19 protein-coding genes and 2 tRNA genes are annotated in these 19,099 nt (G+C 71.7%); 13 read left to right on the top strand and 8 right to left on the bottom strand.

What is annotated here, in order from left to right:
* Positions 1-109: 109 nt before the first annotated feature.
* From ACZ518_RS02570 to ACZ518_RS02560, 3 genes are all read left to right on the top strand, one after another.
* Positions 110-571, top strand: coding sequence for a molybdenum cofactor biosynthesis protein MoaE (locus ACZ518_RS02570; protein WP_469111182.1), 462 nt, complete (start codon positions 110-112; stop codon positions 569-571).
* Positions 572-750: 179 nt separating this feature from the next.
* Positions 751-948 carry a hypothetical protein gene (locus ACZ518_RS02565; RefSeq protein WP_469111181.1) on the top strand — a complete coding sequence of 66 codons (198 nt, stop codon included), beginning with the start codon at positions 751-753 and terminating at the stop codon, positions 946-948.
* A gap of 163 nt (positions 949-1,111) precedes the next feature.
* A complete protein-coding gene (locus ACZ518_RS02560) occupies positions 1,112-2,200 on the top strand; it encodes a YlbL family protein (protein ID WP_469111180.1) in 1,089 nt (362 codons plus the stop codon).
* A gap of 51 nt (positions 2,201-2,251) precedes the next feature.
* Here the strand turns inward: ACZ518_RS02560 and ACZ518_RS02555 are convergent, their stop codons facing one another.
* A complete protein-coding gene (locus ACZ518_RS02555) occupies positions 2,252-2,824 on the bottom strand; it encodes a PPA1309 family protein (RefSeq protein ID WP_469111179.1) in 573 nt (190 codons plus the stop codon).
* A 105-nt stretch (positions 2,825-2,929) separates the two neighbouring features.
* Between ACZ518_RS02555 and ACZ518_RS02550 the strand changes: the two genes are divergently transcribed.
* The 4 genes from ACZ518_RS02550 to ACZ518_RS02535 all read left to right on the top strand — a co-directional run bounded on the left by ACZ518_RS02550 (position 2,930) and on the right by ACZ518_RS02535 (position 8,179).
* Positions 2,930-5,830: a UPF0182 family membrane protein gene (locus tag ACZ518_RS02550; protein ID WP_469111178.1), complete on the top strand. Its 2,901-nt coding sequence runs from the start codon at positions 2,930-2,932 to the stop codon at positions 5,828-5,830.
* 59 nt (positions 5,831-5,889) lie between these two features.
* Positions 5,890-5,963, top strand: a tRNA-Met gene (locus tag ACZ518_RS02545).
* 213 nt (positions 5,964-6,176) lie between these two features.
* Positions 6,177-8,033, top strand: a complete 1,857-nt coding sequence (locus tag ACZ518_RS02540) for a tetratricopeptide repeat protein (protein ID WP_469111177.1) — start codon at positions 6,177-6,179, stop codon at positions 8,031-8,033.
* A 72-nt stretch (positions 8,034-8,105) separates the two neighbouring features.
* Positions 8,106-8,179: transfer RNA gene (locus ACZ518_RS02535), tRNA-Met, on the top strand.
* 114 nt (positions 8,180-8,293) lie between these two features.
* Here the strand turns inward: ACZ518_RS02535 and ACZ518_RS02530 are convergent.
* Positions 8,294-8,710, bottom strand: coding sequence for a Fur family transcriptional regulator (locus ACZ518_RS02530; RefSeq protein ID WP_469111176.1), 417 nt, complete (start codon positions 8,708-8,710; stop codon positions 8,294-8,296).
* 128 nt (positions 8,711-8,838) lie between these two features.
* Between ACZ518_RS02530 and ACZ518_RS02525 the strand changes: the two genes are divergently transcribed.
* On the top strand, positions 8,839-10,308 hold the full coding sequence (locus ACZ518_RS02525) for a catalase (protein ID WP_469111175.1): 1,470 nt from the start codon (positions 8,839-8,841) through the stop codon (positions 10,306-10,308).
* 82 nt (positions 10,309-10,390) lie between these two features.
* Here ACZ518_RS02525 and ACZ518_RS02520 read toward each other — a convergent pair whose 3' ends face one another.
* Complete coding sequence (locus ACZ518_RS02520) at positions 10,391-10,783, bottom strand: CBS domain-containing protein (RefSeq protein WP_427710389.1); 393 nt, start codon at positions 10,781-10,783, stop codon at positions 10,391-10,393.
* 201 nt (positions 10,784-10,984) lie between these two features.
* Positions 10,985-11,791: a histidinol-phosphatase gene (gene hisN / locus ACZ518_RS02515; RefSeq protein ID WP_469111174.1), complete on the bottom strand. Its 807-nt coding sequence runs from the start codon at positions 11,789-11,791 to the stop codon at positions 10,985-10,987.
* 135 nt (positions 11,792-11,926) lie between these two features.
* On the opposite strand from hisN, the gene ACZ518_RS02510 reads away from it, so the two are divergent.
* A complete protein-coding gene (locus ACZ518_RS02510) occupies positions 11,927-12,493 on the top strand; it encodes a TetR/AcrR family transcriptional regulator (protein WP_469111173.1) in 567 nt (188 codons plus the stop codon).
* Here ACZ518_RS02510 and ACZ518_RS02505 read toward each other — a convergent pair.
* The 4 genes from ACZ518_RS02505 to ACZ518_RS02490 form a co-directional block, all read right to left on the bottom strand.
* Positions 12,459-12,782, bottom strand: coding sequence for a DMT family transporter (locus tag ACZ518_RS02505; RefSeq protein WP_469111172.1), 324 nt, complete (start codon positions 12,780-12,782; stop codon positions 12,459-12,461). The genes ACZ518_RS02510 and ACZ518_RS02505 overlap by 35 nt on opposite strands.
* 127 nt (positions 12,783-12,909) lie before the next feature.
* Positions 12,910-13,920: a ribosome small subunit-dependent GTPase A gene (gene rsgA, locus ACZ518_RS02500; protein WP_469111171.1), complete on the bottom strand. Its 1,011-nt coding sequence runs from the start codon at positions 13,918-13,920 to the stop codon at positions 12,910-12,912.
* Positions 13,921-13,930: 10 nt separating this feature from the next.
* The gene (gene aroA / locus ACZ518_RS02495) at positions 13,931-15,280 is read right to left on the bottom strand and encodes a 3-phosphoshikimate 1-carboxyvinyltransferase (RefSeq protein WP_469111170.1); all 1,350 of its coding nucleotides are present in this window, start codon (positions 15,278-15,280) and stop codon (positions 13,931-13,933) included.
* A 53-nt stretch (positions 15,281-15,333) separates the two neighbouring features.
* The gene (locus tag ACZ518_RS02490; protein ID WP_469111169.1) at positions 15,334-16,047 is read right to left on the bottom strand and encodes a M50 family metallopeptidase; all 714 of its coding nucleotides are present in this window, start codon (positions 16,045-16,047) and stop codon (positions 15,334-15,336) included.
* 53 nt (positions 16,048-16,100) lie between these two features.
* Here ACZ518_RS02490 and ACZ518_RS02485 point away from each other — a divergent pair, with 53 nt between their 5' ends.
* The 4 genes from ACZ518_RS02485 (at position 16,101) to rsrA (ending at position 18,961) form a co-directional block, all read left to right on the top strand.
* Positions 16,101-16,916 carry an SOS response-associated peptidase gene (locus ACZ518_RS02485; RefSeq protein ID WP_469111168.1) on the top strand — a complete coding sequence of 272 codons (816 nt, stop codon included), beginning with the start codon at positions 16,101-16,103 and terminating at the stop codon, positions 16,914-16,916.
* Between the two features lie 60 nt (positions 16,917-16,976).
* Entirely contained in the window at positions 16,977-17,615 is a 639-nt protein-coding gene (locus ACZ518_RS02480) for an alpha/beta hydrolase family protein (RefSeq protein ID WP_469111167.1), read from the top strand.
* Positions 17,616-18,017: 402 nt separating this feature from the next.
* Positions 18,018-18,662 carry a sigma-70 family RNA polymerase sigma factor gene (locus tag ACZ518_RS02475; RefSeq protein WP_007266438.1) on the top strand — a complete coding sequence of 215 codons (645 nt, stop codon included), beginning with the start codon at positions 18,018-18,020 and terminating at the stop codon, positions 18,660-18,662.
* Positions 18,659-18,961 (top strand): mycothiol system anti-sigma-R factor, encoded by a 303-nt coding sequence (rsrA, locus tag ACZ518_RS02470; protein ID WP_388933841.1) that lies wholly within the window; start codon positions 18,659-18,661, stop codon positions 18,959-18,961. Before ACZ518_RS02475 ends, rsrA begins: the two co-directional genes overlap by 4 nt.
* Positions 18,962-19,099 lie beyond the last annotated feature (138 nt).

Genomic DNA, 19,099 nt, shown 5'->3' with positions numbered 1-19,099 from the left:
CCCGGTCCGGGGCGGGGCCCGGCTCCTGTAGGAGGCTCCCAACCGGCGCGCCGCGCCCCGGGCGAAACGGCTATTCCACCGGGTCGGCGGCTAGGGCACGATGGGGAACATGGCACCGCACTTCGACCACCCCGGCGAGCAGGCCGCTCAGGACCCCATCCGGCTGCTCGAGATCCGTGAGACCCCGCTCTCCATCGACGAGGTCTTCAAGGCCGTCGGCGACGACGCCACCGGCGGCACCACCCTCTTCGTCGGGACGGTGCGCAACCACGACGGCGGAGCCGACGTCGACTCGCTCGGCTACTCCTGCCACCCGACGGCGGAGGCCGAGATGCGCCGCGTCGCGGACCGCGTCGTGGCGAAGTACCCGGTCCGCGCCCTGGCCGCCGTCCACCGCGTCGGCGACCTCGCCGTGGGCGACCTGGCCGTGATCGTCGCCGTCTCCTGCCCGCACCGAGGCGAGGCCTTCGAGGCCTGCCGGATGCTGATCGACGACCTCAAGCACGAGGTCCCGATCTGGAAGCACCAGACCTTCGCGGACGGCACGGAGGAGTGGGTCGGCGCCTGCTGAACCCGTGGCGGGCCTCTGAGCCGGGCCGGAGCGGGGGCCGGGCGCGGGGCCCTCACGGGCGGGGGGTAGCGTCGCCCCCGTTCGGCCGCGCAACACGCCCCCGATTTGCGTAACCCCCCTCCGGGCACGAGCGTTGAAGCCACCAACGACACGCACTTTCGGGGCAGGGAGGCACGTTCATGGCATCACTGGTGTGGCTGCTGATTCCGCTGTTCGCCGCGATCGGAGCGGCGATATGGGGCAGCTGGGCGGCCCGCGACCGCACCCAGGGAGACATATCCGAACTGGCCGGCTACGCCAGGTTCCGCGAGGCCATGGACAGGGCCGACCGGGCCGGGACGAGCGACAAGGCGCACTCCGGTTCCGACGCCGTCTGACGCGTCCCGAGAGCCCCTCCCCGTCCCCCTCACGGGCCCGGAACCGTTCCCCGCAGGCCCCCGACCAGGCCCCGGCTGAGAATCCGGTGAGAGTTCCGCCCGCGGGCCCCGTACGGACCGGCCCCACGGGCCGCCCGGTCGGGCCGTCCCGTACTGTCGATCCATGCCACGCCGCACCGCGACGATGCTCGCTTCCTTCCTCGTGCTGTTCGCGCTGCTCTGCGCGGGGGTCTTCATCAAGGTCCCGTACTCCGAGATGAGCCCGGGCCCGACCGTGAACACGCTGGGCGACTCGCGCGGTGAGCCGGTGCTGAACATCTCGGGGCACAAGACGTACCCGACCAGCGGCCACCTCAACATGACCACGGTCCGCGTCACCGGCGCCGACTACGACATGAACCTGCTGGAAGCGGTGTACGGCTGGATGGCCGGCGACAACATCGTCGTACCGCACGAGAACCTCTACCCGAACGGGAAGACGGACAAGGAGTCGACGCAGGAGAACGCCGAGGAGTTCAGCCAGTCGCAGGAGAGCGCCAAGGTGGCCGCCCTCAAGCAGCTCGGCATCCCGGTGGCCGCCCGCGTCGTCGTCTCCACCGTCGTCAAGGGCAGCCCCTCCGAGGGCAGGCTGCACGCCGGGGACGTGATCAAGGCGGTGGACGGCGCCCCCGTCACCGCCCCCGGGGACGTCGCCAAGCTCGTGACCAAGCACAAGCCCGGCGAGCCCGTCGAGTTCACCATCGTGCCCGCCGCCGAGGCGGCCGAGGCCGAGAAGGCGAACCGCGAGCCCACCGGCAGCGCGAAGGTCACCATCACCGCGGGCAAGGCGGAGGACGACGGCCACGCCATCGTCGGCATCCGGGCCGGGACCGACCACACCTTCCCGTTCCCGGTCGACATCAAGCTCGCCGACGTCGGCGGCCCGAGCGCCGGCCTGATGTTCGCCCTCGGCATCGTCGACAAGCTCACCCCCGAGAACCTCACGGGCGGCAAGTTCATCGCGGGCACCGGCACCATCGACGACGAGGGCAAGGTCGGGCCCATCGGCGGCATCCAGATGAAGACCATCGGCGCCCGCAAGGCCGGGGCCGAGTACTTCCTGACCCCGGCCGAGAACTGCGCCTCGGCCGCCCAGCACACGCCCGGGGGCCTGACCCTGGTGAAGGTCGCCACCATCGACGACGCCACCAAGGCGCTGGAGAAGATCAGCAAGGGGGACACGGCCGGACTGCCGAAGTGCACGGCGTCCTGACCGCGTCCTGACCGCGCCCCGCCGCCGCTCCCGCCGCGCAGGCGGAGCGGCCTAGCCCAGGAAGGTGGCCGCCAGTGCGTCGGCCAGCCCCGGCACCAGGCTCGCGCCGGTGAGCACCTCGCTGGAGGAGTCCTTCTCCCGCAGCCGTACGGCCGACTCGCGCGAGCCGTCGCGCAGGACGCCCACCGTGAGGCGCACCTCCTGCCGCTCGGGGTGGGCGGCGACCCACTTGGTCAGCTGCTTGTCGTTCAGCCCGTCCGGTACGGCGGCCTCCGCGGACGGCGGCAGCATCAGCCGCTCCACCGTCAGGGCACAGCCGACGACGGCGTCGGGCCAGGCGATGGTGCCCAGGAACTTGTCCAGCGGGGTCCCGGCCGGCACCTCGTCCTGCTCGATCGGGGTGAGCTGGCTCTTTCCCGCGTCGTCCTGGTCCAGGCCGAGCTGCCCGGCGAGCCGGGGCTCCTGCCTGCGCAGCCGGGCGGTGTCGACCAGGGCGAACAGCCGGGCCGGCTTGTCCCAGCCGAGGGTGGAGGCGTACTCGTCGATCTCGAGGACGGCGCGGGTCAGCGGGGTGGCCGCCATGGGGGTGCCGGGGGAGGGCGAAAGGTTGGACATGGACAACATCCTGCCTCCTTTCCCCCCGATACCGGGAACTGACTAAAGCCTCAGTAAGTTGCATGGGTGGGCCCTACGATCGTGGGCCCAGGACCAGACACAGCGACTTTCGAGGTGCGCACCTTGGCTTTCCAGATGCCGGACCGCGGCGGAGGCCCCTCCGGGCCACGGATGAGAGTCGGCCGCCCCTCCCGGCGCGCCCGGACTCTTCTGACGACATTGGGCGTCCTTGCCGTCCTGGCCATGGCGTTCATCATGTTCGCCGGGTTCTGGACGGACTGGCTCTGGTTCCGCTCCGTCAAGTACTCCTCCGTCTTCACCACCACCCTGTGGACCAAGATCGGCCTCTTCGCCGTCTTCGGCCTGCTGATGGCCGGTGCGGTCGGGCTGAACATCTGGCTGGCGTACCGGCTGCGGCCGCCGCTCAGCGCGATGTCGATGGAGCAGCAGAGCCTCGACCGCTACCGGATGAGCGTCGCCCCGTACAAGAGGTGGCTGCTCCTGGCCGTCTCGGCGATCGTCGGTCTGATCGCGGGCGCCTCGGCGGCCGGCCAGTGGAAGACCTGGCTGATGTACGTGAACGGGGTGCCCTTCGGGCGCAAGGACCCCCAGTTCCACCTGGACGTGTCGTTCTACACCTTCGACCTGCCCTGGTACCGCTTCCTCCTCGGCTTCGGCTTCGCGGCCGTCGTGCTCTCGGTGATCGCCGCCGTCGTCGTGCACTACCTGTACGGCGGACTCCGCGTGACCAGCCCGGGAGCCCGGGCCACCGCCGCGGCGACCGGGCACCTGTCGGTGCTGCTCGGCCTCTTCGTCACCTTCAAGGCCGTCGCGTACTGGCTCGACCGGTACGGCCTCGCCGTGAAGTCCAGCGACTTCAAGGCCGCCGACAACTGGACGGGCCTGCGCTACGTCGACGCCAACGCCTACCTGCCGGCGAAGACGATCCTCGTCGCCATCGCGGCGATCTGCGCGGTGCTGTTCTTCGCCACCCTGTGGCGGCGCACCTGGCAGCTGCCGGTCATCGGCTTCGGCCTGATGGTCCTCTCGGCGATCCTGATCGGCGGGCTGTACCCGGCGATCGTCCAGAAGTTCCAGGTCCAGCCGAACGAGCAGGCCAAGGAATCGCCGTACGTCGAGAAGAACATCAAGGCCACGCGCGACGCCTACGGGATCGACGGGGCCGACGTCAAGGACTACCCGGGCGTCCCGCAGACCGGGGACCGCACCAAGCTGCGGTCGGTGGCCGACACCACGGCCAGCCTGCGCCTGCTCGACCCGAACATCGTCTCGCCGGCCTTCCAGCAGCTCCAGCAGGTCAAGGGCTACTACGGCTTCCCGTCCACGCTGGCGGTCGACCGGTACGACGGCCAGGACACCGTCATCGGGCTGCGCGAGCTGAACATCGGCGGCATCCCGAAGAACAACTGGATCAACGACCACTTCAAGTACACGCACGGCTACGGCGTGGTCGCCGCCAAGGGAACCACCGTCAAGGACGGCGCCCCCGACTTCACGCAGTCCGACCTGCCCTCCAAGGGCATGTTCGGCACGGACTTCGAGCAGCGCATCTACTACGGCGAGCAGACGAAGCAGTACTCGATCGTCGGCGGTCCGCAGAAGGAGCTCGACTACTCGGACGACAAGGGCGAGAAGGAGACCAGCTACAAGGGCAACTCCGGGGTCAACCTGGACAACCCGGTCAACCGTGCCGCGTACGCCCTCGCCTTCAGCGAGCCGCAGATCCTCTACTCCGGTGCCATCGGCGACGGCTCGCGGATCCTGTACAACCGCACGCCCAAGGACCGCGTCGAGGCCGTCGCGCCCTGGCTGACCATCGACGGGGCGCCGTACCCGGCCGTCGTCGAGGGCCGGATCAAGTGGATCGTCGACGCCTACACGACGACCAACGGCTACCCGTACGCCTCGCGCACCACGCTGGGCCAGAGCACCGCGGACTCGCTGACCAACAGCCAGCGCGCGGTGGTCGCCCAGGAGAACCAGGTCAACTACATCCGCAACTCGGTGAAGGCCACCGTCGACGCGTACGACGGCACGGTCGACCTGTACCAGTGGGACACCCAGGACCCGGTCCTGAAGACCTGGATGAAGGCCTTCCCGGGCACGGTGAAGCCCAAGAGCGAGATCTCCAAGCCGCTCATGGACCACATGCGCTACCCGCAGGACCTCTTCAAGGTCCAGCGCGAGCTGCTGACCCGGTACCACGTCACGGACCCGCAGACCTTCCTCAGCGGCAGTGAGGCCTGGGCCGTCCCGGACGACCCGACGACCAAGGCCGGTACGGCGGTCCCGCCGTACTACCTGTCGATGAAGATGCCGGGCCAGCCGGAGAAGGACCAGGTCTTCTCGCTCACGACGACCTTCACGCCGAACGAGCGGCCCAACCTGAGCGCCTTCATGGCGGTGAACGCCGATCCCGGGACCCCGGACTACGGCAAGATCCGAATCCTGAAGATGCCGACGAGCAAGCCGCCGGACGGCCCCGGCCAGGTCCAGAGCAAGTTCCAGTCGGAGCCGAAGATCGCCGAGTCGATCCGGCTGCTGCGCGGCGGCGACTCGGAGATCGAGTACGGCAACCTGCTCGCGGTCCCGATGGACGGCGGAATGCTCTACGTGGAGCCGGTGTACGTGCGCAGCTCGGGGCTGAAGTACCCGCTGCTGCGCAAGGTGCTGGTGACCTACGGCGGCCAGACGGCCTTCGAGGACACCCTGGAGAAGGCGTTGAACGTGGTCTTCGGAGCCGAGGCCCCGACCACGCCCACCACGCCGGTGCCGCCGACCACGCCGACGAACCCGAACACCCCGCCGACCGCGCAGGACCCGACGGTCAAGGCGGCCCTCGCCGACGCCCAGAAGGCGGTGGAGGAGGCCGACAAGGCGATGAAGGCGGGTGACTGGGCCGCGTACGGCAAGGCGCAGAGCGACCTGCAGGCGGCGCTGAAGCGGGCGATCGACGCGGAGGCGAAGCTGACGGCTCCCAAGCCGGCCGGCTAGGCGGTGCGGAGAACCCGGTAATGGCTCCGTCCCGTGTCGTGATACTGTGGTTTCACCGACGCGGGGTGGAGCAGCTCGGTAGCTCGCTGGGCTCATAACCCAGAGGTCGCAGGTTCAAATCCTGTCCCCGCTACTGAAGACGAAGGCCCGGATCCAATGGGATCCGGGCCTTCGTCATGTCCGGAGCACCGAAAAGGTGCTGTTGGGAGACACGGGGTCACTGGGGCGGGTGAGTTGGGGGGCGAGCGTGTTTGACTTGTCTCTCTGTGGGCATGTCGACAAAACGCTGTAGTGACCTCACTGGCTGCGACATACCAGGTGTACGCGGGTAGCAGGTGATGCGACGATGGGATTTATGGGGGACAGGTCAACTCTGCTGGAGACAGGGCGGTTTGTGAGGGCGGAGGCCGAGTCGGGCGCGGGAACGGGCGAGGCCGCTCCGACCGTTAACGCGCAGACCGCACTGACCGATGCGGATTTCGCGGCAGAAGCCTTCGGGGACGCCGAGGGCACGACCGACGCCGAGCTGGAGGCCCGCCACCGCGTGGCCGCCGACAAGGGCGACCCGGGTGCCATGAGCGTGCTCGGCGCGCTGCTGCTGCGCCGTGGCGACCTGGCCGGGGCCGAGCCCTACCTCCGCGGCGCCACCGGCGCCGGCGACCGTGCCGCCGCCAACAACCTCGGGGTCCTGCTCCTCCAGCGCGGCTACCCCGACGAGGCCGCCGGCTGGTGGCGGGTCGCCGCCGTCGCCGGATCCGCCCCCGCCGCGCACGCCCTGGGCCGCCACTACCGCGAGCGCGGGGACGAGCCCGCCGCCGAGTACTGGCTGCGCCAAGCGGCCGAGTCCGGGCACGCCCTGGGCGCCTACGGGCTGGCCGACCTGCTGGAACACCGCGGGGACAAGGGCATCGAGCGCTGGTTCCGGGCCGCCGCCGAGCAGGGGCACCGCGAGGCCGCCTACCGCCTCGCCCGCCACCTGCGCAAGGGCGACCCGGCCGAGGCCGAGCAGTGGTACCGCCAGGCCGCCGCGCGCGGGCACCGCCGCGCCGGACTGCACCTGGGCGCCCTGCTGGAGGCCCGCGGCGAGCTGAAGGAGGCCGGCCGCTGGTACCTGAGCTCGGCCAAGCAGGGGGAGGCCCGGGCCGCCTGCGCCCTCGGCTTCCTGCTGCGCGACGCCGGCGACGAGGACAGCGCGGCCGCCTGGTGGCACCGTGCGGCCCAGGACGGCGACGGCAACGCGGCGAACGCCCTCGGCGCACTGCACGCCGCCCGCGGCGAGACCCAGACGGCCGAGAAGTGGTACCGGGTCGCCATGGACGCCGGCGACCACAACGGCGCCTACAACCTCGCCCTGCTCTGCGCCGCCCAGGAGCGGACCGCGCAGGCCGAGCAGTGGTACCGCCGGGCCGCGTACGCCGGCCACCGCGAGGCCGCCAACGCGCTGGCGATCATGCTGCTCCAGGCCGGGGACGCGGCCGGTGCCGAGCCGTGGTTCTCCAAGGCCGCGGAGGCCGGGAGCGTCGACGCCGCCTTCAACCTCGGCATCCTCTTCGCCAGCCGCGACGAGGACCGCTCCGCCCTGAAGTGGTACGAGCGGGCCGCCGCCGCCGGACACACCGACGCGGCGCTCCAGGTCGGGATCGCCCTCGTGCGCGACGGCGAGGAGCGGGCCGCCGAGCGGCACCTGCGCTGCGCGGCGGGCGGCGGCAGCGCGGAGGCCGCCTTCCGGCTGGCCGCCCTGCTGGAGTCGCTGGCCCCGCCGCCGGAGCCGGTGGCCCTCGGCGAGCCCGTCGGAGGCGCCGCCCGCACCGAGAGCGAGGAGTGGTACGCGCGCGCCGCCGAGCAGGGCCACCGCCGGGCACAGGTGCGGGTCGGCATGCTCGCCGCCGCCCGGGGCGACCTCGCGGTGGCCGCCCGGTGGTACCGGGAGGCGGCCGAGGCCGGCTCGCGCAACGGCGCCTTCAACCTCGGGCTGCTGCTGGCCCGCGAGGGCAACGAACCCGAGGCGGCCCTGTGGTGGACCCGCGCCGCGGTGGCCGGGCACGGCCGGGCCGCGCTCCGGCTCGGGCTGCTCGCGGCCCGGCACGGGGACCTCACGGAGGGGCAGAAGTGGTGCGTACGGGCCATGGAGCTGGGCCCGGCCGAGGTGTCCGAGCGCGCCGCCCGGCTGCGCGACGCCCTGGCGGAGGAGCTGTCCGCGTAGGAGCCGTCCGCCCGGCTCCGGACAACTGATTTGCATCTGCCGGGTGGCCTCCCGTACAGTCGTGTTTACCGACGCGGGGTGGAGCAGCTCGGTAGCTCGCTGGGCTCATAACCCAGAGGTCGCAGGTTCAAATCCTGTCCCCGCTACTGAAGGCCCGAGGCCCGGATCCCATGGATCCGGGCCTCGAGTCGTTTTCCGGGTCGTTTGTGAACGCGAAGAAGGCCGGGAGCCCAGGGCTCCCGGCCTTCTTCCGTGGGGCGTCAGGCGCCCGTGCAGCTCGGGCACACCCCGCGGTACGTCACCTCGACCGCGGAGACCACGAAGCCGAAGCGCTCGCCGTCGGGCAGGTCGGCCAGCGGGTCGCCCGCCGGGTGGACGTCCCGGATGGCGCCGCACTGGGCGCAGACCAGGTGGTGGTGGGGGCGGTGGGCGTTGGGGTCGTACCGCTTGGCCCGCCGGTCCGTCGAGACTTCCAGCACCTCGCCGAGCGATACGAGCTCGCCCAAGGTGTTGTAGACCGTGGCTCGAGAAATCTCGGGCAGTTTGGTCACAGCGCGTGCGTGCACCTCGTCTGCCGTCAGGTGAACGTGGTCACCGTCGAGCACCTCGGCCACGACGCGCCGCTGAGCCGTCATGCGCCAGCCGCGTCCGCGAAGTCGTTCCAGCAGGTCACTCATACAGGCCAGCCTAACAGTGGGGAATCGGTGTAGATCCCGAACCGGTGTGGACTTGGATGCTTGCTTGACTTAGACAAAGTCTATCGTAGGATCGATTACGACAAAGGCCGAGGACAGGACATGCACGAATGACGCAGGAGGCGCACGTGACGCAGGGACCGCTCACCACGGAGGCCGGGGCTCCGGTCGCCGACAACCAGAACAGCGAGACGGCCGGCGTCGGTGGTCCGGTCCTGGTCCAGGACCAGCTCCTGCTGGAGAAGCTCGCGCACTTCAACCGCGAGCGCATCCCGGAGCGCGTGGTGCACGCCCGCGGCGCCGGCGCCTACGGCACCTTCACGGTCACGGCGGACGTCACCAAGTACACCCGCGCCAAGTTCCTCTCCGAGGTCGGCAAGCAGACCGAAACGTTCCTGCGCTTCTCCACCGTCGCGGACAGCCTCGGCGGCGCCGACGCGCGCCGTGACCCGCGCGGCTGGGCGCTGAAGTTCTACACCGAAGAGGGCAACTACGACCTCGTCGGCAACAACACCCCGGTCTTCTTCATCCGGGACGCCATCAAGTTCCCCGACTTCATCCACACCCAGAAGCGCGACCCGTACACGGGCTCGCAGGAGGCGGACAACGTCTGGGACTTCTGGGGCCTGTCGCCCGAGTCCACCCACCAGGTGACCTGGCTGTTCGGTGACCGCGGCATACCGGCGTCCTACCGCCACATGAACGGCTACGGCTCGCACACGTTCCAGTGGAGCAACGAGGCCGGCGAGGTCTTCTGGGTCAAGTACCACTTCAAGACCGACCAGGGCATCAAGAACCTCACCCAGGCCGAGGCCAACCGGCTCGCCGGCGAGGACCCGGACTCCCACCAGCGCGACCTGCGCCAGTCCATCGAGCGCGGCGACTTCCCGACCTGGACCGTGCAGGTCCAGATCATGCCGGCGGCCGAGGCGGAGAACTACCGCTTCAACCCGTTCGACCTCACCAAGGTGTGGCCGCACGAGGACTACCCGCCGATCGAGATCGGCAAGCTGGAGCTCAACCGCAACCCGGAGAACGTCTTCGCCGAGGTCGAGCAGAGCATCTTCTCCCCGGCGCACTTCGTCCCCGGCATCGGCCCCTCCCCGGACAAGATGCTCCAGGGCCGCCTCTTCGCGTACGGCGACGCCCACCGCTACCGCGTCGGCATCAACGCCGACCACCTGCCGGTGAACCGCCCGCACGCCACCGAGGCGCGCACCAACTCCCGCGACGGCTACCTGTACGACGGCCGCCACAAGGGCTCCAAGAACTACGAGCCCAACAGCTTCGGCGGCCCCGCCCAGACCGGCCGCCCGCTGTGGGAGTCCACCCCCGTCACCGGCGGCACCGGCAACCACGCCACCCCCTCGCACTCCGAGGACGACGACTTCGTCCAGGCGGGCAACCTCTACCGCCTCTTCTCCGAGGACGAGAAGTCCCGTCTGATCGAGAACCTGTCCGGCTTCATCGCCAAGGTCTCCCGTGACGACATCGTCGAGCGCGCCATCGACAACTTCCGCCAGGCGGACGCCGACTTCGGCAAGCGGCTCGAAGCCGCGGTCCAGGCCCTTCGCGGCTGACGGACCGCTTGCCGTAGCAGGACAGCGGGCCGGAACCCCTTCGCAGGGGTTCCGGCCCGCTGCCGTTCCCGTACGGGCCGGGCTACGCGGGCACGGCCCGGCGGGCCGGTACCCAGCAGCGGATCACGTCGCGGACGGAGACGATGCCGACCGGGCCGCCGTCCTCCAGCACGATCAGATGCCGGAACCCGCCGTGGACCATGGCCTCCGCGGCCTCCTGCACGGTCGCGTCGGGGGTGCAGAAGACGACGTTGTTCGTGGTGTGCGCACCCACGGACTCCCGGTCGGGGTCGTGGCCGGCGCCGATCGAGTTCAGGATGTCGCGCTCGGTCAGGATGCCGATGCCGCTGTGGTCGGGGTCGAGGACGACGGCCGCGCCCACGCGCCGGCCGGACATCAGGCAGGCCGCCTGCCGGAGGGAGTGCGCGGGTCCGAGGGTGAGGATCACGGTGCTCATGGCGTCGCGGACGAGCATGGAGAGAGCCACCTCCTGGGGTGAGCCCCGCCCGGGTGGGGTGCGGCGCGCGAAAGGTTCCTCCACTTAGAGAAGTCGTTCACAAGCGCACAAGCGGGGGGATCCTCAGACTCCCACGGACACGGAAAGTCATCAAGGGGGCACGCTCGGCGCGCGAGCGCGCCGGTGCGAGGGGCCTCGCGCGGCGCGGCGGGCGGGCCGTCAGGCCTTCCGGTTCAGGTACCCGAGCATCTCGTCGTGCAGCAGGCCGTTCGAGGCCACCGCGTTCCCGCCGTCCACCCCGTCCACCCCGTCCAGGCTGGTGAACCGGCCGCCCGCCTCCTGGACCACGACCGCGATGGCGGCCATGTCCCACAGGTTCAGCTCCGGCTCCGCGCACAGGTCCAGCGAGCCCTCCGCGACCATCATGTACGGCCAGAAGTCGCCGTACGCCCGCGTGCGCCAGCACGCGCGCGTCAGGTCCAGGAAGCCCGGGAGCCGGCCCTGCTCCTCCCAGCCGCCCAGCGAGGAGTAGGCGAACGAGGCGTCGCCCAGGGAGGCCACCTTCGACACCGAGACCGGCCCGGCCGGCTCGCCCAGCGCACCCCCGGCGAAGGCGCCCCCGCCCTGCGAGGCCCACCAGCGGCGGCCCAGCGCCGGGGCCGAGACCACGCCCACGACCGGGCGGAACACCCCGTCCGCGCCCTCCTCCATGAGGGAGATCAGCGTCGCCCAGACGGGGACGCCGCGCACGTAGTTCTTCGTGCCGTCGATCGGGTCCACGACCCAGCGGCGCGGCCCGCCGCCCTTCAGCCCGTACTCCTCGCCGAGGATCGCGTCGTCGGGGCGCGCGGCCTGGATCCCGGCCCGGACGACTTCCTCGGCGGCCCTGTCGGCCTCGCTCACCGGCGTCATGTCCGGCTTCGTCTCGACCTGGAGGTCGAGGGCGCGGAAGCGCCGCATCGTGGTGGCGTCCGCCGCGTCGGCGAGTTCGAGGGCGAGACGCAGGTCATCGGCATACGTGGACATGACCGAACAGTATCGACACTCGCCGGGCCCGGCGAGCGAGGTCCACAGTGCGGCCGGGACGCGCCCTTGACGGGATCTGGCGACCCGTCAACCCTGGTGGGAAGCGCGTCCGGCGAACCCAGCGGGGAGGTGGCGATGCCGACGGCCCGTGAGTCCCTGCTGCAAGCGGCCGAGGCCGCACTGGCCGCCCGGCCCTGGCCGGCCGTGCGGATGGTCGAGGTCGCGGCCGCCGCCGGGGTTTCGCGCCAGACCCTCTACAACGAGTTCGGCGGCAAGGCGGGCCTGGGCCGGGCCCTGGTGCGCCGCTCCGCCGACTGGTACCTCGACGGGGTGGAACGGGCCCTGGCCGCCCCGGCCGCGCGCGGCTCCGCCGAGCGGCTCGCCGCCGTCGCCGACTGGACCGTACGGGCCGCCCGCGCCCGGGTCCTCGTACGGGCCCTGCTGACCGGCTCATGGGGGCCGGGGCTGCCCTCGCCGCCCCCGGCCGGGGGCCGGCAGGCGCTCGGGCCCGGGGAGCTGACCCGGGCGGCGCGCGACCGGGCCGCGGCCGCGCTGCCGCAGGAGCCGGCCCGCCGCTGCGAACTCGCCGTACGGCTCGCGCTGTCCTACGTGGTCGCGCCGGGGGAGCCGGGCCAGGAGCCGGCGGCGGTGGAACTGCTGCGGCTGCTCAGTGCGCCGAACCGGAGAGCTGGAGGCCGATGACCCCGAGGATCACCAGCGTGATCGAGACGAGTTTGAGGGTGGAGACCAGGTCGCCCAGGAAGACCATGCCGTAGATCGCCGTCCCGGCCGCCCCGATGCCCGTCCACACCGCGTACGCCGGCCCCACGTCGAGCTTCTTCAGCGCGAGGGTCAGCAGACCGAAGCTGCCGAGGGCGAAGCACGCGAAGGCGATCGTCGGCCACAGCCGGGTGAACCCGTGGGACAGCTTGAGGCATACCGCGAAGCCCGTCTCCAGGACCCCGGCTACCACGACCAGCAGCCACGCCATGGCGTATGCCTCCCCGCGTCAGGTGACTCGGCGTCACTTGGTGCGATTATGCATTTACCAGACATGGCCGGTGGCAAACCCCGCCGGACGATCAACCTGGCGCCGTCCGGCCCGCCGCGGCCCGCGGTCAGTCGCCCTCGCGGCGCTCGCGGGTCTGGAGCAGCCGCCGCAGCGAGTACAGCCGCGCCGGATCGGCGTGGCCCTCCTCCACCCACCGGTCCAGCGCGCAGTCCGGCTCGTCGTGGCTGCACGCGCGCGGGCACTCCTCCGTGCCCGGCACCAGGTCCGGGAAGGCCAGGACCACCCGGGACGGGTCCACGTGGTGCAGGCCGAAGGAGCGCACGCCCGGGGTGTCGATGACCCAGCCGTCCCCGGAGGGCAGCGGCAGCGCGAGCGCCGAGGTGGTGGTGTGCCGGCCGCGGCCGGTCACCGCGTTGACGTGGCCGGTGGCCCGCTGACGGCCCTCGGCGACCAGCGAGTTCACCAGGGTGGTCTTGCCGACGCCGGAGTGGCCGACGAAGGCGGTGATCCGGCCCTCCAGGCGCTCGCGCACCCGCTCGGCGGCGTCGCCCGTCGCCAGCTCCTCGCGGTTGGTGACCACGTAGTTCAGCCCGAAGGTCGAGTACACCTCCAGGATCTTGTCCGCGGAGGTCAGGTCGGACTTGGTGAGCACCAGCAGCGGCTCCAGCCCGGCGTCGTACGCGGCCACCAGGCAGCGGTCGATCATCCGGGGCCGGGGCTCCGGGTCGGCCAGCGCCGTGACGATGGCCAGCTGGTCGGCGTTGGCGACGACCACCCGCTCGTACGGGTCGTCGTCGTCCGCGGTGCGCCGCAGGACCGACTTGCGCTCCTGGATCCGCACGATCCGCGCGAGGGTGTCCTTCTTGCCGGACAGGTCACCGACGAGCGACACGTGGTCGCCGACCACCGCGGCCTTGCGGCCCAGCTCGCGGGCCTTCATGGCGGTGATCTTGCGGTCCTCGACCAGGCAGGTCAGCCGGCCCCGGTCCACGGTGAGGACGAAGCCGTCGGCGGCGTCCTCGTGCTTGGGCCGGATGTTCGTCCTGGCCCGGTTGCCCTTGGGGTTCGGGCGCTGGCGGATGTCGTCCTCATCGGTGTGCTTGCCGTACCTGCGCATGACCGGGCCCCTACGCTCCCGCTCCCGCATCCGCTCCCGAGAGCATGTCCGTCCACATCTTCGGGAAGTCGGGCAGGGTCTTCGCGGTCGTCGCCACGTTCTCGATCTCCACGCCCGGCACGGCCAGGCCGATCACCGCGCCCGCGGTGGCCATGCGGTGGTCGTCGTAGGTGTGGAACACGCCGCCGTGCAGCTTGCGCGGGCGGATCCGCAGGCCGTCCTCGGTCTCGGTGACGTCGCCGCCGAGGCCGTTGATCTCCGCGGTCAGCGCCGCCAGCCGGTCCGTCTCGTGCAGCCGCAGGTGCGCGACCCCGCGCAGGACCGACTCGGAGTCCGCCAGCGCGGCCACGGCCGCGATGCCCGGGGTCAGCTCGCCGACCTCGCCCAGGTCCACGTCGATGCCGTGGATCTTGCCGGTGCCGGTGAAGACCAGGCCCGCCTCGGTCAGCTCGCAGGAGCCGCCCATCGCGGTGAAGATCTCGCGCAGCGCGTCACCGGGCTGCGTGGTGCGCAGCGGCCAGTCCGGGATGGTGACCGTGCCGCCGGTGATCAGCGCCGCGGCCATGAAGGGCTGGGCGTTGGACAGGTCCGGCTCGACGACCATGTCGCGGCCGAGCAGCGCGCCCGGCGCCACCCGCCACACGTCCTTCTCGCCGCCGGCCTCGGGGGTGTCGACCTGGGCGCCCGCCGCGCGCAGCATGTCCACGGTCATCCGGATGTGCGGCATCGACGGCAGCTTGCCGCCCACGTGCCGGACCTCGACCCCCTGGTTGAAGCGCGGCGCGGACAGCAGCAGCGCCGAGACGAACTGCGAGGAGTTGGAGGCGTCGATCTCGACCGTGCCGCCCTCCAGGGCCCCGCCGCCCTGGACGGTCATGGGCAGCGCGCCCCGGCCGTCGTCGTCGATCCGGGCGCCGAGGGCGCGCAGCGCGGTGATGACCTGGCCGAGGGGGCGCTCGTAGGAGCGCGGGTCGCCGTCGAAGCGGATGTCGCCGTCGGCCAGGGTGGCCACGGGCGGCAGGAAGCGCATGACCGTGCCCGCGTTGCCGACGTCGACGGTGGCCGGGCCGTGCAGGGCCGCCGGGATGATCCGCCAGGCCTCGCCGCTGTCGCCGTCGGCGGAGCTGGAGGAGACGGTCTCCTCGATGCCGACGCCCAGCGCCCGCAGGGCGTCCGACATCAGCTGGGAGTCGCGCGAGCGCAGCGGGCGGCGCACCCAGCCCGGCTCGGCCGCGAGGGCGGCGAGCACGAGGGCGCGGTTGGTGACCGATTTGGACCCAGGCACGGTGACGGTGGCGTGGACGGCCCCCTCCGCGAACGGAGCGGGCCAGAGGTCGTGGAGCGCGGGGGTCTCGGTCATGGCCCTTACTTTAGTGGCTTCCCACGGCCCCGGATCTGGACGGCGGCCCCGTCTCAGAGGGCGAGCAGCCAGCGACCGCCGCCGATGAGGCAGCACAGGGTGACCGTGTGGAACAGGAGCAGCCAGGCGACGGGGTGGACGTGCGTGAGCCGGCCCAGCTGGTCCGCGTCCGACTCCGGCGCCGCGCCGCCCCGGCGCTGGGCCTGGAGCTCGAACACCGGCCGCACCGAGCCCAGCAGCAGGAACCACACCACCGCGTACGCGAACGCCGCCTGCACCGCCTCCGGGGCCTTCCAGGACACCAGCAGGAAGGCGCCGCCGGTCAGCACCACCGTCAGCAGCCCGTACGCGTTCCGGATCATCACCAGCATCACCAGCAGCAGCGCGGTCGCCGCCCACAGCAGCAGCGTGATCCGGTGCGCCGCCAGCAGGGCCGCGCCGCCCAGGCCCAGCAGCGCGGGCGCCGTGTAGCCGGCGGCGAGCATCAGGACCATCCCGATCCCGGTCGGCTTGCCCCAGCTGAGGGTGACCCCGCTGGTGTCGGAGTGCAGCCGGATCCCGGTGAGCCGGCGCCCGGTCAGCAGGGCGAGCAGCCCGTGACCGCCCTCGTGCGCGATGGTGATCGCGTTCCGGGCCACCAGCCACACCGGCCGGGGCGCCACGACCGCGAGGGCGGCCAGTCCCGTCGCCGCCACCAGCCAGAAGGCGGGCGGGGCCTGTATTCCGGTGAGCCGGTCCCAGAGGCCGGCCGTCGTGCTGCTGTCCATGGAGTGGCGGACTCCTTGCGGTCGGGGGTCGGGTCCATGGCAGTGTGTCAGCCATGTGCGGAAGGTTTGCGGCGAGTCGGACGCCCCAGGAGCTGGCGGGGATATTCGGGATCGAGCGGTGGGAGCCGAGCGAGACCCTGGCCCCCGACTGGAACGTGGCGCCGACCAAGGAGGTCCACGTCGTCCTCGACCGCCCCCTCAAAGACGCGCGGGACCCCCGTCCGGTTCGCCAGCTGCGGGTGCTGAAGTGGGGCCTGGTCCCCTCCTGGGCGCAGAACCCCGAGGGCGCGGCCCGGATGATCAACGCCCGGTCCGAGACCCTCCACGAGAAGCCGTCCTTCCGCCGCCCCTTCGCGCAGCGCCGCTGCATCGTCCCCGCCGACGGGTACTACGAGTGGGTCACCGCGCACGACGAGCGGGAGCTGGAGGTCGAGGGGAAGAAGAAGCGGGCCCGCAAGCAGCCCTACTTCGTGCTCCCCGCCGACGGCTCGGTCTTCGCGATGGCCGGGATCTACGAGTTCTGGCGCGACGGGAGCCTGCCCGCCGACCACCCCCGCGCCTGGTGGGCCACCTGCTCCGTGATCACCGCCGAGGCCGAGACCACCGCGCTGGGGGTGGCGCCCGCCGAGGGCCCGCGCTCGCTCTCCGAGATCCACCCGCGCATGCCGCTGATGCTGACCCCGGACCGCTGGGACGCCTGGCTGGACCCCGCCCGGACCGACGAGGACGGCCTGCGGGACCTGCTGGCACCCCCGCCCGGCGGGCTGATGCGGGCCTACCCGGTGGCCACGGCGGTCAGCAGCGTGCGCAACAACGGGCCGGAGCTGCTCCAGGAGCTGGAGGGCCCCGAAGAAGCGACGCTGTTCTAGGGGGTGTCCTGGCCGTGTCCCATCGGCGGAGCGGCCCCCGCCGCCCGGCAGGATGGGTCCATGAGCACCCGTACCGAGAGCGTGGACACCCCCGCCGGCGAGGCCCGGATCACCTGGCACGCCGCCCGCGCCGCGAAGCTGGTGCTGGCGCTGGGACACGGCGCCGGCGGCGGCATCGAGGCCCGTGACCTCCGGGCCCTGGCCGGGGCACTGCCCGGCCGGGGCGTCACCGTGGCCCTGGTCGAGCAGCCCTGGAGGGTCGCCGGGAAGAAGGTCGCCGCCGCGCCCAGGGTGCTGGACGAGGCCTGGCGGGCCCTGTGGCCCGCGCTGGAGCGGCCCGGCCTGCCCGTGGTGGCCGGCGGGCGCAGCGCCGGGGCCCGGGTGGCCTGCCGGACCGCCGCCGGGCTGGGCGCGGCCGGGGTGCTCGCGCTGGCCTTCCCGCTGCACCCGCCGGGCAAGCCGGAGAAGTCCCGGGCCGAGGAGCTGCTCGGGGCCGGGCGGCCCGCGCTGGTGGTGCAGGGCGGCCGGGACGCCTTCGGGCGGCCGGAGGAGTTCCCCGAAGGGGAGTACGAGCTCGTGGAGGTGCCCTTCGGGGACCACGGTTTCGCCGTGCCGAAGAAGGCGGACCTGACGCAGGACGAGGCCCTGGAAGTGATCACCGGCGCGGTGGCGCCGTGGCTCGCCCGGCTCACCGGCTGAGCGCCGGACCGGCCCCCGGCGGACCCCCGGAACGGCCCCGGAAACCAGGGACGGTGCCCCGGACGGGCTCCGCGGTGGTCCGGACCTGACAGATTCCGGCGTGACCCCGCTCACCTGCCCCCGCCCGGCCCCCGGAGATCCCGAAAACCCTTGGCGCACCGGGGAATGCGCTGCACCGGCCGCCTGTTGTGGGGAGTGTCGGAACGCAGGGGAAAGACGTCGGAGGAGAGGGAGCGCATGACCCAGGTCATCAGCCAGAACCGCCCGCAGGCCGCTGACCTGGACTGGACGGTGCTGCCTGCCCCCAAGCGCGGTTCGCTTCGGGCGGCGGAGGGCCGGGAAGGTCGACTATTCTCCGATTCGAGCGGATCCGCTTTCGGAGCCGCCACGCTGTCGGAGGAGGTGGGTCCTGTCGCTGGGACCGACGAAGGCCAGGCACAGGAGACGACCGCTGAGCGCAATGCGCGTTTCGAGCGGGACGCCCTCGGCTACCTCGACCAGATGTACTCCGCCGCACTGCGCATGACGCGCAACCCGGCCGATGCCGAGGACCTGGTCCAGGAGACCTACGCGAAGGCGTACGCGTCCTTCCACCAGTTCCGCGAGGGCACCAACCTCAAGGCGTGGCTCTACCGCATTCTGACCAACACGTTCATCAACTCCTACCGAAAGAAGCAGCGCGAGCCGCAGCGCAGCGCCGCCGAGGAGATCGAGGACTGGCAGCTGGCGCGCGCCGAGTCGCACATGTCGACCGGTCTGCGTTCCGCCGAATCGCAGGCGCTCGACCACCTGCCCGATTCGGACGTGAAGGAAGCGCTCCAGGCCATTCCCGAGGAGTTCCGCATCGCGGTCTATCTTGCCGACGTAGAGGGCTTTGCGTACAAGGAGATCGCGGACATCATGGGTACACCCATCGGTACTGTCATGTCTCGGCTGCACCGTGGGCGCCGTCAACTCCGCGGAATGCTGGAGGACTATGCCCGTGAGCGCGGGCTGGTCCCCGCCGGCGCGGGAGAGTCGAACGACCTGAAAGGCTCGGGCTCATGAGCTGCGGAGAGCCGCACGAGACGGAGTGCGCCGAGGTCCTGGACCATCTGTACGAGTTCCTGGACCACGAGATGCCCGACAGTGACTGCACGAAGTTCGAGACGCACTTCGGCGAATGCAATCCCTGTCTGGAGAAGTACGGCCTGGAACAGGCCGTGAAGAAGCTGGTCAAGCGCTGCTGCGGATCGGACGACGTACCGACCGACCTCCGCTCCAAGGTCATGGGACGGATCGAACTGATCCGTTCGGGTCAGGCCGTGCCCGAGGGTGACATCACCGCCGGGCCCGCGACCGGCTGAACGGCCCGGTCCGACCGCTGAACCGCCGCCCCCGGAAGTCCACTTCGTTCACTCGAAGGTGCTAATCCGGGGGCGCCCGTACGGCGCAATGCGAAAATGTGCCCCGCTCTGTTCGGGGGCCGACCTATTCTCCCCTCG

This window comes from Streptomyces sp. NPDC033966, assembly GCF_055575955.1.
This window is presented reverse-complemented; position numbering and strand designations above follow the sequence as displayed.

Bases quoted from the DNA above. Each gene is read 5' to 3' on its own strand.
- ACZ518_RS02570 (WP_469111182.1), top strand. From the start codon at position 110: ATGGCACCGCACTTCGACCACCCCGGCGAGCAGGCCGCTCAGGACCCC.
- ACZ518_RS02565 (WP_469111181.1), top strand. From the start codon at position 751: ATGGCATCACTGGTGTGGCTGCTGATTCCGCTGTTCGCCGCGATCGGA.
- ACZ518_RS02560 (WP_469111180.1), top strand. From the start codon at position 1,112: ATGCCACGCCGCACCGCGACGATGCTCGCTTCCTTCCTCGTGCTGTTC.
- ACZ518_RS02555 (WP_469111179.1), bottom strand. From the start codon at position 2,824: ATGTTGTCCATGTCCAACCTTTCGCCCTCCCCCGGCACCCCCATGGCG.
- ACZ518_RS02540 (WP_469111177.1), top strand. From the start codon at position 6,177: ATGGGATTTATGGGGGACAGGTCAACTCTGCTGGAGACAGGGCGGTTT.
- ACZ518_RS02530 (WP_469111176.1), bottom strand. From the start codon at position 8,710: ATGAGTGACCTGCTGGAACGACTTCGCGGACGCGGCTGGCGCATGACG.
- ACZ518_RS02525 (WP_469111175.1), top strand. From the start codon at position 8,839: ATGACGCAGGAGGCGCACGTGACGCAGGGACCGCTCACCACGGAGGCC.
- ACZ518_RS02520 (WP_427710389.1), bottom strand. From the start codon at position 10,783: ATGCTCGTCCGCGACGCCATGAGCACCGTGATCCTCACCCTCGGACCC.
- hisN (WP_469111174.1), bottom strand. From the start codon at position 11,791: ATGTCCACGTATGCCGATGACCTGCGTCTCGCCCTCGAACTCGCCGAC.
- ACZ518_RS02510 (WP_469111173.1), top strand. From the start codon at position 11,927: ATGCCGACGGCCCGTGAGTCCCTGCTGCAAGCGGCCGAGGCCGCACTG.
- ACZ518_RS02505 (WP_469111172.1), bottom strand. From the start codon at position 12,782: ATGGCGTGGCTGCTGGTCGTGGTAGCCGGGGTCCTGGAGACGGGCTTC.
- rsgA (WP_469111171.1), bottom strand. From the start codon at position 13,920: ATGCGCAGGTACGGCAAGCACACCGATGAGGACGACATCCGCCAGCGC.
- aroA (WP_469111170.1), bottom strand. From the start codon at position 15,280: ATGACCGAGACCCCCGCGCTCCACGACCTCTGGCCCGCTCCGTTCGCG.
- ACZ518_RS02490 (WP_469111169.1), bottom strand. From the start codon at position 16,047: ATGGACAGCAGCACGACGGCCGGCCTCTGGGACCGGCTCACCGGAATA.
- ACZ518_RS02485 (WP_469111168.1), top strand. From the start codon at position 16,101: ATGTGCGGAAGGTTTGCGGCGAGTCGGACGCCCCAGGAGCTGGCGGGG.
- ACZ518_RS02480 (WP_469111167.1), top strand. From the start codon at position 16,977: ATGAGCACCCGTACCGAGAGCGTGGACACCCCCGCCGGCGAGGCCCGG.
- rsrA (WP_388933841.1), top strand. From the start codon at position 18,659: ATGAGCTGCGGAGAGCCGCACGAGACGGAGTGCGCCGAGGTCCTGGAC.